This window comes from Nonomuraea pusilla, assembly GCF_900109355.1.
GTDB lineage: Bacteria > Actinomycetota > Actinomycetes > Streptosporangiales > Streptosporangiaceae > Nonomuraea > Nonomuraea pusilla.
Genome location: NZ_FOBF01000021.1, coordinates 168,236 through 182,590 on the forward strand (window position 1 = coordinate 168,236; position 14,355 = coordinate 182,590).

At 68.0% G+C, this 14,355-nt stretch carries 13 protein-coding genes and 1 tRNA gene; 9 read left to right on the forward strand and 5 right to left on the reverse strand.

Features of this window, described 5'->3' with window-relative positions; all coding sequences use genetic code 11:
- The 3 genes from yidD to rpmH form a co-directional block, all read right to left on the reverse strand.
- Positions 1-279 carry a membrane protein insertion efficiency factor YidD gene (gene yidD, locus BMX74_RS33795; protein ID WP_055504151.1) on the reverse strand — a complete coding sequence of 93 codons (279 nt, stop codon included), beginning with the start codon at positions 277-279 and terminating at the stop codon, positions 1-3.
- On the reverse strand, positions 276-638 hold the full coding sequence (gene rnpA, locus BMX74_RS33800) for a ribonuclease P protein component (protein ID WP_082535071.1): 363 nt from the start codon (positions 636-638) through the stop codon (positions 276-278). The genes yidD and rnpA overlap by 4 nt, the downstream gene beginning before the upstream one ends.
- 71 nt (positions 639-709) lie before the next feature.
- On the reverse strand, positions 710-847 hold the full coding sequence (rpmH, locus tag BMX74_RS33805) for a 50S ribosomal protein L34 (protein WP_043614899.1): 138 nt from the start codon (positions 845-847) through the stop codon (positions 710-712).
- A gap of 447 nt (positions 848-1,294) precedes the next feature.
- Between rpmH and dnaA the strand changes: the two genes are divergently transcribed.
- The 9 genes from dnaA (at position 1,295) to BMX74_RS33850 (ending at position 13,115) form a co-directional block, all read left to right on the forward strand.
- On the forward strand, positions 1,295-2,872 hold the full coding sequence (gene dnaA / locus BMX74_RS33810; RefSeq protein ID WP_055504153.1) for a chromosomal replication initiator protein DnaA: 1,578 nt from the start codon (positions 1,295-1,297) through the stop codon (positions 2,870-2,872).
- 525 nt (positions 2,873-3,397) lie between these two features.
- Positions 3,398-4,534 carry a DNA polymerase III subunit beta gene (gene dnaN / locus BMX74_RS33815; protein ID WP_055504154.1) on the forward strand — a complete coding sequence of 379 codons (1,137 nt, stop codon included), beginning with the start codon at positions 3,398-3,400 and terminating at the stop codon, positions 4,532-4,534.
- Positions 4,535-4,559: 25 nt separating this feature from the next.
- Positions 4,560-5,516 (forward strand): phosphogluconate dehydrogenase (NAD(+)-dependent, decarboxylating), encoded by a 957-nt coding sequence (gnd, locus tag BMX74_RS33820; protein ID WP_256257432.1) that lies wholly within the window; start codon positions 4,560-4,562, stop codon positions 5,514-5,516.
- Positions 5,517-5,678: 162 nt separating this feature from the next.
- Positions 5,679-6,911, forward strand: a complete 1,233-nt coding sequence (gene recF / locus BMX74_RS33825; protein WP_055504156.1) for a DNA replication/repair protein RecF — start codon at positions 5,679-5,681, stop codon at positions 6,909-6,911.
- Between the two features lie 26 nt (positions 6,912-6,937).
- On the forward strand, positions 6,938-7,450 hold the full coding sequence (locus BMX74_RS33830; protein ID WP_337959871.1) for a DciA family protein: 513 nt from the start codon (positions 6,938-6,940) through the stop codon (positions 7,448-7,450).
- Between the two features lie 300 nt (positions 7,451-7,750).
- Positions 7,751-9,694 carry a DNA topoisomerase (ATP-hydrolyzing) subunit B gene (gene gyrB, locus BMX74_RS33835; protein WP_082535072.1) on the forward strand — a complete coding sequence of 648 codons (1,944 nt, stop codon included), beginning with the start codon at positions 7,751-7,753 and terminating at the stop codon, positions 9,692-9,694.
- A gap of 76 nt (positions 9,695-9,770) precedes the next feature.
- Positions 9,771-12,269, forward strand: a complete 2,499-nt coding sequence (gene gyrA / locus BMX74_RS33840; RefSeq protein ID WP_055504158.1) for a DNA gyrase subunit A — start codon at positions 9,771-9,773, stop codon at positions 12,267-12,269.
- 3 nt (positions 12,270-12,272) lie between these two features.
- Positions 12,273-12,914: a DUF3566 domain-containing protein gene (locus tag BMX74_RS33845; protein ID WP_091104595.1), complete on the forward strand. Its 642-nt coding sequence runs from the start codon at positions 12,273-12,275 to the stop codon at positions 12,912-12,914.
- Between the two features lie 124 nt (positions 12,915-13,038).
- Positions 13,039-13,115 (forward strand) — tRNA-Ile (locus BMX74_RS33850).
- A 63-nt stretch (positions 13,116-13,178) separates the two neighbouring features.
- Here BMX74_RS33850 and BMX74_RS33855 read toward each other — a convergent pair.
- Positions 13,179-13,715 (reverse strand): site-specific integrase, encoded by a 537-nt coding sequence (locus BMX74_RS33855; RefSeq protein WP_055504159.1) that lies wholly within the window; start codon positions 13,713-13,715, stop codon positions 13,179-13,181.
- Positions 13,716-13,875: 160 nt separating this feature from the next.
- Positions 13,876-14,229 (reverse strand): hypothetical protein, encoded by a 354-nt coding sequence (locus tag BMX74_RS33860; protein WP_055509962.1) that lies wholly within the window; start codon positions 14,227-14,229, stop codon positions 13,876-13,878.
- Between the last annotated feature and the right edge of the window lie 126 nt (positions 14,230-14,355).

Below are 14,355 nucleotides of genomic sequence, written 5' to 3' on the forward strand. Positions count from 1 at the left end.
CTAGCTCCCTTGCGTTTCGTGGGACCGGACCGGGCGTGGGGGCACCGGGTCTATACCTCCGGGATGGAATGGGTGGCACCGTCCGATGCGCCGGACAGTCAACCATGTGCCGCGCAGCGCCCCGTGTACGGCTATCGCCTCCAGCCCGTACGCGCTGCAGGACGGATAGAAACGGCAGCGCGGACCGAGCAGCGGGCTGATGAACGCCCGGTAGAACCGGATCGGGATGATCAACCCCCGAGCGGCGAAGCTCGGCACCCCCTGCGGCTGCTCCGTCATCTGTGTCCATCCATCGAGGACTCACGCCGCCTGAGCACACGATCCAGCGCGAGGTCGAGCTCGGCGGCCAGGTGCTCGTATCCCGCGGACGCGGCCGGTGGATTGGCGCGTACCACAAGCAGGCTACCTCGCGGAAGCCGGTGCAGACGGTCTCGCATCAGGTGTCGGAGTCGTCGCTTGACCTTGTTACGGGTCACCGCGTCACCCACGGCCTTGCTCACCACGAACCCGACCAAAGGGGTCTCTTCCCCGGCGGTGCCCAGATGCACCACCAGGGTGGGACGGCCCGCACGCTTACCGCGCTTGATCGCCGCCGCGAACTCCTCCCCGCGTCTCATGCGGGACTGTCGGGATAGCACCGTATTCGCCTAATACGCCTATCGCCCGCCGGCGAAATTCACCGGCGGGCCGACATTCGGGCGCGGGACGATCAGGCCGACAGCTTCTCGCGACCCTTGCGGCGGCGGGCGGCGAGGATGGCGCGGCCGGCCCGGGTGCGCATCCGCAGCCGGAAGCCGTGGGTCTTCGCGCGGCGACGGTTGTTCGGCTGGAAAGTACGCTTGCTCACGAGTGGGCTCCAGGCTTGAAGGTGCGCCCAGGGGCGCTTGTCACACATGGCTGGCCTGCCGGGGAAGCGAGGGCACGCGAAATAGCCGTCGCGTGGCAAGCCGACCGTCGTACGTTACGGGGCAATGCGGCCCCAGGTCAAACCGGACGCGTCATCCACTCATCCACAGGCGACTTTTCCCCAGCCGGCGCTACGTCCACAGTAGCCGCCTCCAGGTGCCACTACGCTGTGGACAACGTCTTGCCCACAGCTGTGGACATGGCTACTGTCGGCCCTTCTGGAGCCGCTTGCGAGCCTGTGTACAACTTGTGGATGTCCTGTGGAGGACCTGGGTACGAAGCCCGGCCGCCACGCTGTGGACAAAGGGCCGCTCGGCGCACCGGGCGGCCCGCGCATGTGGATAAACGATCGCGGGGGGCCGCGAGAGGGAGGAGGGGGAGCCGCACCATGAACGGTGTCGACCTCGGCGCGGTATGGGCGAGGGCCCTGGGCAACTTCCTCAACGAGAACGTGCCCATACAGCAGCGTACGTGGCTGTCCATGGTCCGTCCGATCGCCCTGGCCGACGACACGATCGTGCTGGGCGTCCCCAACGACTTCCTCAAGGACCTCATCGAGGGCAAGCTGCGCCCGCTGGTGGCCCACGCCCTGTCGCAGGAGCTGGGGATGACCATGCGGCTGGCGGTGATGATCGACACCACGGCGCCCGACCAGCCGCCGGTCGCCGACGGTCATCAACAGGCTGTGGGTCACGGTTATCCCCAGAATCCCGAGCAGCAGCAACGTTATGCACCGCCTGTGCAAACACCGCACTACCAGGCATCCGAGCCGCCGCAGTTCTATTCGCCGCAGCCGGAGCCGCCCCAGGTTTCCACCGAATATCCACAGCCGGGCTTCGGTTATGAACAGGCTCAGCCGTACTCGCCCGCTGTGGAGAAAGCGCCGGAGCCGGCCCCGAACCGCTGGGAAGCCAAGAGCAACAAGCCCAGCGAACCGGCCAGGCTTAACCAAAAGTACACATTTGAGACATTTGTTATCGGCGCCAGCAACCGGTTCGCGCACGCCGCCGCCGTCGCGGTCGCTGAATCCCCCGCGAAGGCGTACAACCCGCTCTTCATCTACGGCGACTCGGGTCTGGGGAAGACGCACCTGCTGCACGCGATCGGGCACTACGCCCAGAGCCTCTACGACGGGGCCCGCGTCAGGTACGTGAGCTCCGAGGAGTTCACCAACGACTTCATCAACAGCATCCGCGACCACAAGGCCGACGGGTTCCGCGGGCGCTACCGCGCGATCGACATCCTGCTCGTGGACGACATCCAGTTCCTGGAGGGCAAGGAGCAGACGCAGGAGGAGTTCTTCCACACCTTCAACACGCTCCACAACGCCAACAAGCAGATCGTCATCTCCAGCGACCGCGCGCCGAAGCAGCTCATCACGCTGGAGGACCGCCTGCGCAACCGGTTCGAGTGGGGGCTCATCACCGACGTCCAGCCCCCCGAGCTGGAGACCCGCATCGCGATCCTCAGGAAGAAGGCCATCCAGGAGGGCCTGGCCGCGCCGCCGGAGGTGCTGGAGTACATCGCGAGCCGCATCTCCACCAACATCCGTGAGCTGGAGGGCGCGCTCATCAGGGTGACGGCGTTCGCCAGCCTCAACAGGCAGGGTGTGGATCTGCAGCTCGCCGAGGTGGTGCTGAAGGACCTCATCACCTCGGAGTCCGCCCCTGAGATCACGATCGCCACGATCATGGCCCAGACGGCCGAGTACTTCGGCATCAGCATCGACGACCTCTGCGGCACCTCCCGCAGCAGGGCCCTGGTGAACGCCAGGCAGATCGCGATGTACCTCGCGCGTGAGCTGACGGAGCTGTCACTGCCGAAGATCGGCCAGCAGTTCGGCGGCCGCGACCACACCACTGTGATGCACGCCGAGCGCAAGATCCGGTCGCTCATCGCGGAGCGCCGGTCGATGTACAACCAGGTCAACGAGCTGACAATGCGGATCAAGCAGACAGCTCACTGACCGCGACAGTCGTACACAGCCTGTGGATAACACTGTGGACAGGGAAAATGTGGAATCGGCCGTGCTCAGCGCCCCACATTGTCGGGAAAAAACGCCCACATCCCCTGGGGACAGGTCTGGGGACAACCTGGGGAGAACTTGGGGACAACCTGGGGATGACGTGTGGACGAGCTGTGTGAACAGGTTCTGGGGTTCCAGAACAGGGTCTCCTACCCCGTGGATAACCTGTGGAAACCTTGTGAATAACCGGTGGATGAAGGCACCAAGATCTGGGGATGGGTTGTGCACAGAACTCGGCCATCCCCAGGCGCGCGAGTTACCCACAGGCGTCACCCACATGGCCGGTGGACAAAAATCGGGCCGCTGAGCAGGCACAACGCTGGTTGTCCACAGTATCCACACCCCCTAATGTGATGACCTCTTATCTCTAACTAAGAGACTCAAAGACCCATAGAGGGCTCTCCCGGATCCGAGGTGCGGGAGAGTGGACCGCGAATCAACGACGAACCCAGGAGGCTGATCACCGTGATGTTCCGAATCGAGCGAGACGTCCTCGCTGAGGCGGTGGCATGGACGGCGCGCAGCCTCCCGGCGCGCCCGTCGGTGCCCGTCCTCGCCGGGATGCGGCTCGAGGTCACCGAGGCCCAGCAGCTCAAGCTGTCGGGCTTCGACTACGAGGTCTCCGCCGAGGTGACGCTCGAACTGCACACCGGTGAGCCGGGGGTCGTCCTGGTCTCGGGCAAGCTCCTCGCCGAGATCACGCGCGCGCTTCCCGCACAGCCTGTGGACTTCGTCGTCGATGGCGCCAAGGCGGTCGTCACCTGCGGCAGCGCGCGGTTCACCCTGTTGACGATGCCTGTGGAGGACTACCCGTCGCTCCCGGCCATGCCGCCCGCCGCCGGCCGGGTGGGCAGCGACGTGTTCGCCGCCGCCGTCGCCCAGGTCGCCGTCGCCGCAGGCAGGGACGACACGCTCCCGATGCTCACCGGCGTACGCATGGAGATCGAGGGCGACACCGTGACCCTCGCCGCCACCGACCGATACCGGCTCGCGGTGCGCGAGCTGAAGTGGCAGCCGGGCCAGCCCGACTTCTCGGCGATCGCCATGATCCCCGGCAAGACCCTCGCCGACACCGCCAAGGCGCTGGGTTCCACCGGCGCGGAGGTCGAGATCGCGCTAAGCTCGTCCGGCGGCACCGGCGAAGGTATGATCGGGTTCTCCAGCGCGGGCCGGCGCACCACGACCCGGCTGCTCGACCCCGAGTTCCCCAAGTACCGCTCCCTGCTGCCCACCGAGTTCTCCGCCCGCGCCGACCTGTCCACAGGCCCGTTCGTCGAGGCGGTCAAGCGTGTGGCCCTGGTGGCCGAGCGCAACACGCCGGTACGGCTGGCGTTCAAGAGCGGCGAGGTCGTGCTGGAGGCCGGCAGCGGCGACGAGGCGCAGGCCGTCGAGGCGCTGCCTGTGGATTACGAGGGTGAGGAGATGAACATCGCCTTCAACCACCAGTTCCTGCTGGAGGGGCTCGGCGCGATCGACTCCGACGTGGCCAGGCTGCAGATGACCACCTCCACCAAGCCCGCGATCCTCACCGGCAAGCCTGTGGACGACGGCCTGGTCACGGACTACCGGTACCTGATCATGCCCATCCGCCTGTCAGGCTGATCCTGTCATCGGAGATGATGGAATCCTGACAAGGGGGTACGAGAACATGCAGATCGGCATGGTCGGACTGGGCAAGATGGGCGGCAACATGGCCGAGCGGCTGCGCCGCGGCGGCCACGAGGTCGTCGGCTACGACCGCGACCCCGGCCTCAGCGACGCCGGCAGCCTGAAGGAGCTGGTCGAGCGCCTGCAGAAGCCCCGCGCGGTCTGGGTCATGGTCCCGGCGGGCAAGCCCACGCAGCAGACGATCGACGATCTCGGCGAGCTCCTCGACGAGGGCGACATCGTCATCGACGGCGGAAACTCCCACTATGTGGATGACCAGAAGCACGCGGCCGAGCTGAGCCAGAAGGGCATCGGCTTCGTCGACTGCGGGGTCAGCGGCGGCGTCTGGGGCCTGCAGAACGGCTACGCCCTGATGTGCGGCGGCGCGCAGGAGGCCGTCCAGCGGCTGATGCCGATCTTCGAGACGCTCAAGCCCGAGGGCGAGGACGGTTTCGTCCACGCCGGCGACGTCGGCGCGGGGCACTTCGCGAAGATGGTCCACAACGGCATCGAGTACGGCATGATGCAGGCCTTCGCCGAGGGCTGGGAGCTGCTGGAGGCGTCCGACGTCGTCAAGGACGTGCGCGGCTGCTTCAGCAGCTGGCGCACCGGCACGGTCATCCGCTCCTGGCTGCTGGACCTGCTCGTACGCGCGCTCGACGACGACGAGCACCTGGAGCAGCTGCGCGGCTACGCGCAGGACTCCGGCGAGGGCCGCTGGACCGTCCAGGCGGCCGTGGACCACGCGGTGCCGCTGCCGGTGATCACGGCGGCGCTGTACTCCCGGTTCGCGTCGCGCCAGGACGACTCCCCGGCGATGAAGGTGGTCGCCGCGCTGCGCAACCAGTTCGGCGGGCACGCGATCACGTCGGCCGAGGGCAGCGTGGGCAAGGGCGCCGACTCCCCCGGCGCCGACGTCACCCCGCTGCGCGACTGACGGCGTCGGAGCACGGGGCGTACGGGCTCCCCTTGGCGCGTCCTGGGAGGAGCCGTCCCCAACCACAAGGGGCCTGTGGACAGTGCGAGCGGTCGCGATGGTTTTCCACAGGGTGTGCGCCGTTGAGCGCGGTGCTCTCCGGGGCGCACTAACCTTCGTGGGGTGCACGTCGCCCACCTCTCGCTGACCGACTTCCGGTCCTACGCGTCCGTGGAGCTCGGCCTGGAGCCGGGCGTCACGGCCTTCGTGGGGCCCAACGGCCAGGGCAAGACCAACCTGGTCGAGGCCCTCGGCTACGTGGCGACCCACTCCAGCCACCGGGTCGCCAACGACGCGCCGCTCGTGCGTCAGGGCGCCACGCGGGCCATCGTGCGCTGCGCCGTCCAGCGCGACGACCGCCGCGCGCTGGTCGAGCTGGAGATCAACCCGGGGCGGGCCAACCGCGCGAGGCTCAACCGCTCCCCCGCGTCCAGGCCGCGCGACGTCCTGGGGCTGCTGCGCACGGTGCTGTTCGCCCCCGAGGACCTCGCGCTCGCCAAGGGCGACCCGTCCGAGCGCCGCAGGTTCCTCGACGACCTGCTGGTGGCCAGGGCGCCCAGGTTCGCGGGTGTGCGTGCCGACTACGACCGGGTGCTGAAGCAGCGCGGCGCGCTGCTGCGGGCGGCCGCGCAGGCCCGCAGGGGCGCCAGGAGCGCCAGGCGGGCGGAGAGCGACACCGCGTTCGCCGCGGCGGGCGCCGGCGACGTGCTGAGCACGCTGGAGGTGTGGGACCAGCACCTCGCGCGGCACGGCGCCGAGCTGCTGCGGGCGCGGCTCGACCTCATCGACGCGCTGCGTCCGCTGGTCGCGGGCGCCTACGCCGCGCTCGCCCCGACGAGCGCCCCCGCGACGCTGGCCTATCGCAGCACGTTGTCCACAGGTGGGGACGGCGCGGAGGATGAAGACGCCGGTGAGAGCAGGTCTTCCGATGCGCAGACGTTATCCACAGACCTGGGGATAACTTTGGAGCAGCGGCTGCGGGAGCGCCTGATCGAGGTGCGCGCCGCCGAGCTGGAGCGGGGGGTCACCCTCGTCGGCCCGCACCGCGACGACCTGATCCTCGGCCTCGGCGACCTGCCCGCCCGCGGCTACGCCAGCCACGGCGAGTCGTGGTCGTTCGCGCTGGCGCTGCGCCTGGCCGCCTACGACCTGCTGCGGTCCGACGGCGGCGACCCCGTGCTGATCCTCGACGACGTGTTCGCCGAGCTCGACGGCCAGCGCAGGCGCAGGCTGGCCGAGATCGTCGCGCCCGCCGAGCAGGTCCTCATCACCGCGGCCGTCCCCGACGACGTGCCGCGCGAGCTCACGGGAGCGCGTTTCGACGTCGCGGGAGGGAGCGTGACGCGTGTCCGCTGACGACGGCGCGGGAGGGAGCGTGACGCGTGTCGGCTGACGACGGCGCGGCGAAGAGCGCTGCGGCCAGGGGCGCCGCCATGGCGAGGGAGAAGCTGGCGCAGGCCAAGGCCGACGCCGCCAGGCGCGGCCAGCTCCCCCGCCGCGAGCCCAGGAAGCGGGCCTCCGGCCCGCGCAGGGAGAACGGCGACCCGCAGCTCTTCGGCCGGGCGATCAGCGAGCTGCTGGCCGCGCGCGGCTGGGAGCGGTCGGCGGCCGTGGGCGGCGTGTTCGGCCGCTGGCCCGACATCGTGGGTCCCGACCTGGCCGCGCACACCAAACCCGAGTCGTTCGAGGACGGCGAGGTGCTGATCGCCGCCGACTCCACGGCGTGGGCGACGCAGGTCCGGCTGCTCGCCCGCACCCTGGTGCGCAGGCTCAACGAGGAGCTCGGCGAGGGCACCGTGACGAAGGTCAAGGTCAGGGGGCCGCAGAACGCGCCGCGCCCGTCCGGAGGGCTGCGGGTGACAGGAAGCAAGGGCCCGCGCGACACGTACGGTTAGGCGCGAAGGGCGGCCAGACCGTCGCAGAGCCACTGAGCCCCCCACCCCAAGGGGGGATGCTTGCCCGGGGGCAAAACGAGCGACAGAGCATCACAGGCGCGTTCAATGCCACCTTCAGGCTCCGGACCCGGTAGAATGAAGAAGGATTCCGGACACGTCCGCTTGCGTGTCACCCCGGCAGCAAGCCGACTCCCCCGGGTGACCGCGCATCGGGGCACTCACGACGGTGACGGGCACGGCAGGGGCAGCTTCGCGCAGAACGTTCCCCCGCCGCGTGTCCGCGGCAGGAGGATTTCGCAGTTGTCCTACGACGCTAGCTCAATCACCGTACTCGAGGGGCTTGAGGCGGTTCGCAAGCGCCCGGGTATGTATATCGGCTCCACCGGTGAGCGCGGCCTGCACCACCTCGTCTACGAGATCGTGGACAACTCGGTGGACGAGGCCCTGGCCGGATACGCCGACAGGATCGACATCACGCTCCTCGCCGACAACGGCGTGCGCGTCATCGACAACGGCCGCGGCATCCCCACGGGCATCCACCCGGTGGAGAAGCGCTCAGCGGTCGAGGTCGTGCTGACGACGCTGCACGCGGGCGGCAAGTTCGACAGCCAGTCGTACGCGGTCTCCGGCGGCCTGCACGGCGTCGGATCGGCCGTGGTCAACGCGCTGTCCACCGCCATGGACGTCGAGGTCAAGCAGAACGGCCACTACTGGCGCCAGCGCTACGAGCGCGCCAGGCCCACCGCGCCGCTCGCCAAGGGCGAGGAGACCGGCGAGACCGGCACCACGATCACGTTCTGGCCCGACCCCGAGGTGTTCGAGACCACCACCTGGAACTACGAGACGCTCTCGCGCCGCTTCCAGGAGATGGCCTTCCTCAACAAGGGCCTGACGATCACGCTCACCGACGAGCGTCCCGACCACGTCAACGGCGAGCCGGTCCGGGTCGAGTACCACTACGAGGGCGGTCTGGCCGACTTCGTCAAGCACCTCAACACCAAGAAGGAGCCGGCGCACGCCTCGATCGTGTCCTTCGAGGAGGAGGGCGAGGGCATCGCGGTGGAGATCGCGATGCAGTGGAACAACTCCTACTCGGAGTCGGTCTACACCTTCGCCAACACGATCAACACGGCCGAGGGCGGCACGCACGAGGAGGGCTTCCGCGCGGCGCTGACGTCCATCGTCAACCGCTACGCGCGTGAGCAGAAGTTCCTCAAGGAGGGCAAGGACGACAACCTCAGCGGTGAGGACGTCCGCGAGGGCCTGACCGCGATCATCTCGGTCAAGCTGTCCGACCCGCAGTTCGAGGGCCAGACCAAGACCAAGCTGGGCAACACCGAGGCCAAGTCGTTCGTGCAGAAGGCCTGCAACGACCACCTGCGCGACTGGTTCGAGCGCAACCCCGGCGAGGCCAAGGACATCATCAACAAGTCGCTGCAGGCCTCGCGCGCCCGCATCGCCGCCCGCCAGGCCCGCGACCTGACCAGGCGCAAGTCGCTGCTGGAGTCCGGCAGCGGCCTGCCGGGCAAGCTGGCCGACTGCCAGTGGAACGACCCCGAGAAGTGCGAGCTGTTCATCGTCGAGGGCGACTCGGCCGGCGGCTCCGCCAAGGGCGGCCGCGACTCCCGCTTCCAGGCCATCCTGCCCATCCGCGGCAAGATCCTGAACGTGGAGAAGGCGCGCATCGACAAGGTTCTCAAGAACAACGAGGTCCAGGCGCTGATCACCGCGCTCGGCACCGGCGTGCACGACGAGTTCGACATCGCCAAGCTGCGCTACCACAAGGTGATCCTCATGGCCGACGCCGACGTCGACGGCCAGCACATCAACACCCTGCTGCTGACGCTGCTGTTCAGGTTCATGCGGCCGCTCATCGAGGCCGGCCACGTCTACCTGTCGTGCCCGCCGCTGTACAAGATCAAGTGGGACCGCAAGGGCGAGGACGCCTCGTACGCCTACTCCGACGCCGAGCGTGACGCGGTCATCGCCGACGGCATCGCCGCCGGCAAGCCCGACCCGCGCCCGCGCGACAACGTGCAGCGGTTCAAGGGTCTGGGCGAGATGAACGCGGGCCAGCTCTGGGAGACCACGATGAACCCGGCGACGCGGCTGCTGCGCCTGGTCACCCTCGACGACGCCGCCCAGGCCGACGACCTGTTCAGCGTCCTGATGGGCGAGGACGTCGAAGCCCGGCGCGACTTCATCATCCGCAACGCGCGCGACGTGCGCTTCCTCGACGTCTGACGGCCAGCCGTAGGTGCAGATTCCCGGTGAGCCGCCACGCGCGGCCCGCCGGACCACGAAGAAGGACCACAAACCTGTGACGGACGTGAACACCACTCCACCGGCTGACCGCATCGAGCCGGTGGACATCCAGTCCGAGATGCAGCGCAGTTACATGGACTACGCGATGTCCGTCATCGTGTCCAGGGCGCTGCCTGACGTGCGCGACGGTCTCAAACCGGTGCACCGCCGCGTGCTGTACGCCATGTACGACGGCGGCTACCGTCCCGACCGCGGCTACTTCAAGTGCGCCCGCGTCGTCGGAGACGTGATGGGCACCTACCACCCGCACGGCGACACCTCGATCTACGACGCGCTGGTCCGCCTGGCCCAGCCGTGGTCGCTGCGCTACCCGCTGGTCGACGGCCAGGGCAACTTCGGCTCGCCCGGCAACGACCCGGCGGCGGCGATGCGTTACACCGAGTGCAAGCTCGCGCCCATCGCCATGGAGATGCTGCGCGACATCGACAAGGAGACCGTCGACTTCCGTCCGAACTACGACGGCAAGTCGCAGGAGCCCGACGTCCTGCCGGCGCGGTTCCCGCAGCTCCTCGTCAACGGCTCGGGCGGCATCGCCGTCGGCATGGCCACCAACATCCCGCCGCACAACCTGCGCGAGGTGGCCGCCGCCGTCAAGTGGCACCTGGAGAACCCCGAGGCCGGTGACGAGGAGCTGCTGGAGGCGGCGATCCGCCTGGTCAAGGGCCCCGACTTCCCGACCAGGGCGCTCATCGTGGGCCGCCGCGGCATCGAGGACGCCTACCGCACCGGCCGAGGCTCGATCACCATGCGGGCCGTCGTCGAGGTCGAGGAGGACAAGGGGCGGCAGGCGCTGGTCGTCACCGAGCTGCCGTACCAGGTCAACCCCGACAACCTCGCACTGAAGATCGCCGAACTGGTCCGCGAGGGCAAGCTCACCGGCATCGCCGACGTCCGCGACGAGAGCTCCTCGCGGGTCGGCCAGCGGCTCGTGATCGTGCTCAAGCGCGACGCGGTCGCCAAGGTCGTGCTGAACAACCTGTACAAGCACACGCAGCTCCAGGACACGTTCGGCGCGAACATGCTGGCCCTGGTCGACGGCGTGCCGCGCACCCTGCGCCTCGACCAGTTCATCCGCCACTACGTGGCGCACCAGATCGAGGTCATCGTCCGCAGGACGCGCTACCTGCTGCGCAAGGCCGAGGAGCGTGCGCACATCCTGCGCGGCCTCCTGAGGGCCCTGGAGCGCCTCGACGAGGTCATCGCCCTCATCCGGGCCTCCGACTCCGCCGCGCACGCCCAGCAGGGCCTCATGGGGCTGCTGGAGATCGACGAGGTGCAGGCGCAGGCCATCCTCGACATGCAGCTGCGCAAGCTCGCCGCCCTGGAGCGCCAGGCCATCCAGGACGAGTACGACTCCCTCATGACGCAGATCGCCGAGTTCAACGCGATCCTGGCCAGCGAGGCCCGTCAGCGTGAGATCGTCAACGAGGAGCTGTCCGAGGTCGTCGCCCGCTACGGCGACGACAGGAAGACCGAGATCATCGCCTACGACGGTGACATGTCGATCGAGGACCTCATCGCCGAGGAAGAGGTCGTCGTCACCATCACCAGGGGCGGCTACGCCAAGCGCACCAAGACCGACCTGTACCGCGCCCAGAAGCGCGGCGGCAAGGGCGTGCGCGGGGCGCAGCTGCGCCAGGACGACATCGTCGACCACTTCTTCGTCACGACCTCCCACCACTGGCTGCTGTTCTTCACGGACAAGGGCCGGGTGTACCGGGTCAAGGCGTACGAACTGCCCGACGCCGGGCGCGACGCCCGCGGCATGCACCTGGCGAACCTGCTCGCCATGCAGCCGGACGAGCAGGTCATGGAGGTCCTCGACCTGCGCGACTACGACGTCGCCCCGTACCTGGTGCTCGCCACCCGCAGCGGCCTGGTCAAGAAGACCCGCCTGTCCGAGTACGACTCCCCCAGGTCGGGCGGCCTCATCGCGATCAACCTGCGGGAGGACGACGAGGTCATCGGAGCCCGCCTGGTCTCCGAGAACGACGACCTGCTGCTCGTCTCCAAGGGCGCGCAGTCGATCCGGTTCACCGCCTCCGACGAGGCGCTCCGCCCGATGGGGCGCGCGACCAGCGGCGTCATCGGCATGCGATTCCTGGAGGGAGACGAGCTTCTCTCCATGAATCGGATCGCGGACGGTCAAGATGTGCTTATCGCCACAAGAGCTGGGTACGCGAAACGGACGCCAGTGGAGCATTATCCAGTTCAAGGACGTGGCGGTAGAGGCGTGCTTACTGCGAAAATCGTCGAGTCCCGTGGCAAGCTGGTCGGAGCCGTCATGGTCAACCCAGAGGACGAGGTCTTCGCGATCACGTCCGCCGGCGGGGTGATCCGGACGAGTGCCGGTGAGATCAAGCAGTCCGGCCGTCAGACCATGGGAGTGCGACTGATGAATCTCGCTGAAGGCGACAGCGTGGTGGCCCTCGCCCGGAACGCGGAGTCGATCGAGACTTCGGCAGAGAATGACATAGACGGGGGAGGAGAGTAATCCATGAGCGCCCAGGGTGGACCCGCCAAGGCCACGGCGGCCTCGGGTAACGGGCAGACGCCGAGGAAATCCACCGAGACGGAGATCTTCGGCCCGGCCGAGGAGGAGCAGGGCAGGCCCGGCAAGGGCCGCCCCGCCTCGGCCGGGCAGGAAGAGCAGCAGGATAACAACGAGACGGCACGCGTCCGCGGGTCCCTCACGACCGAGGCGCCGCCGTCCGTCGAGCTGCCGAAGAAGAAGGGGGCGAAAGGCGCCGGCGCCAGGCTGCCGCGCAAGGCCCACCTGGTCCTGCGCCGTGTCGAGCCGTGGTCGGCCATGAAGTTCAGCTTCGTGGTCTCCCTCGTGTGCTTCGTGGTGCTGTTCGTGGCAGTCGCCGTCCTGTACGGCGTGCTGTCCGCCCTGGGCGTCTTCGACTCCCTGGTCGACCTGGTCAACCAGCTCGGCAAGGGCGAGAACGGCCAGACCTCGTTGCCCATCGACATCGCGTCGTGGTTCGAGCCGGTCCGGATCCTCGGCTACACCGCCCTCATCGGAGCGGTGAACGTCGTGCTGATCACGGCCCTGTCCACCTTGGGCGCCGTCATCTACAACATCTCCGCCGACCTGGTCGGAGGCGTCGAGGTGACGTTCAGCGAAGCCGAGTGACGTGCACTGCTCGCGCCGCCCCTCGGGTGGGGCGGCGCGAGCAGGCCGCGAGACACGGTAAGCTTTTCCTCGTCGAACAACCGGTTCGCTTCCCTCCGAAAGATGCGATACGGTTCGTGTGCGCGGGGCTATAGCTCAGTCGGTTAGAGCGCTTCCCTGATAAGGAAGAGGTCCCAGGTTCAAGTCCTGGTAGCCCCACCAGCGGCAAAGCCCCGAAGCGATCAAGCTCCGGGGCCTTTTGCTGCAACGGGTACTGCAACGGCCTCACTCGAAGAGCCCGGTCACCTTTCTGAGGGCATCCTCTCGGCTCTCGCCGTCTCCGTGCGTGTAGATCTCCATCGTGACTGAGATCCGGCTGTGCCCCAGGATCTCCATGGCGTCACGTGGCGCGACACCGAGCTTCTTGAGCAGCGACGCGGCGGTGTGCCGAAGGTCGTGAACGCGGATCGGTCGCAGCTCGTTCTGCTCCACGATCCGGGCGAAGGAGCGGGCGAGGTTCCGCGGTTCGATGGGCCGCCCTGATCTGGTCGTGAACACGAGCCCGGTGTCCACCCAGTTCTCCCCCGCCTCCTCCCTGAGGATCTTCTGCCCATCCCGCTGGATCTCCAGCGCTTCACGGACGATTCCCAGCAGCGGCAGCGATCGCTTGCCCGCCTTGGTCTTCACGGGCCCGTGAAGGAGTTCTGTTCCGACTCGGACGAGCTGCCGCCGGATGTCGACGTGTCCGTCCTCGAAGTCCACGTCGATCCACCGCAGCCCCAGCGCTTCGCCTCGCCGCAGGCCGTACAGCAGGAGAAGCATGAAGGCCTCGTATGGCGAGCACTGCCGAATTGTTCTCATAGGTATCAAGGGCGGCGCTGCGCGCCGCCACGCGGCCCGCGCACGCCAGCACGCTGCGCGTGCGGCCTGGGGGCCGTTCTCGCGCGCGACGCGCGCGTCCCGCGTTCAGCTGAGCACTGCTCTATGCCTCAAGCACTCGCCAGTCCTCTGCCCACCAGCCATCACCGCTGGTGTCCTGCACTACCGACACGATCACGTCATCGACAATCTCAATGACAACCATCTCCCATAGGCTGCCGCCGAAGTCGTACGTGCCGCAGTGCCTACACCCCTCCAGCACGCCCTGAGCAAGCACACGGTGATGGCCGGGTTCACCCGCCACGGCCCATCTGTACTCCCAGTTCAGATGCTGCCCCACCTCATAGTCGATGAGGTCTGTCGCCCCGAACCAGAACTGCGCGGTCCAGATACCAGTCACTCCGCAGTTCGGGCAAGTGAGCGGCTTGGGAAACTTCACCCTGTTGAACAGCCCCATAGCTCATGCTCCATGCGAGCTCCCTGGCACGCCAACTTCTTTTCGCCTCCGGCGGGGGCACTCCGGCTCCGGGATGATCGTCGCGCGGGCCTGAGGCTCGTGATTAGTTGAGGTGGAAGCCTGATC

Excerpts from the sequence above, each read along its gene's own strand:
- yidD (WP_055504151.1), bottom strand. The coding sequence starts at position 279 with ATGACGGAGCAGCCGCAGGGGGTGCCGAGCTTCGCCGCTCGGGGGTTG.
- dnaA (WP_055504153.1), top strand. The coding sequence starts at position 1,295 with ATGAACGGTGTCGACCTCGGCGCGGTATGGGCGAGGGCCCTGGGCAAC.
- BMX74_RS33845 (WP_091104595.1), top strand. The coding sequence starts at position 12,273 with ATGAGCGCCCAGGGTGGACCCGCCAAGGCCACGGCGGCCTCGGGTAAC.
- BMX74_RS33855 (WP_055504159.1), bottom strand. The coding sequence starts at position 13,715 with ATGCTTCTCCTGCTGTACGGCCTGCGGCGAGGCGAAGCGCTGGGGCTG.
- BMX74_RS33860 (WP_055509962.1), bottom strand. The coding sequence starts at position 14,229 with ATGGGGCTGTTCAACAGGGTGAAGTTTCCCAAGCCGCTCACTTGCCCG.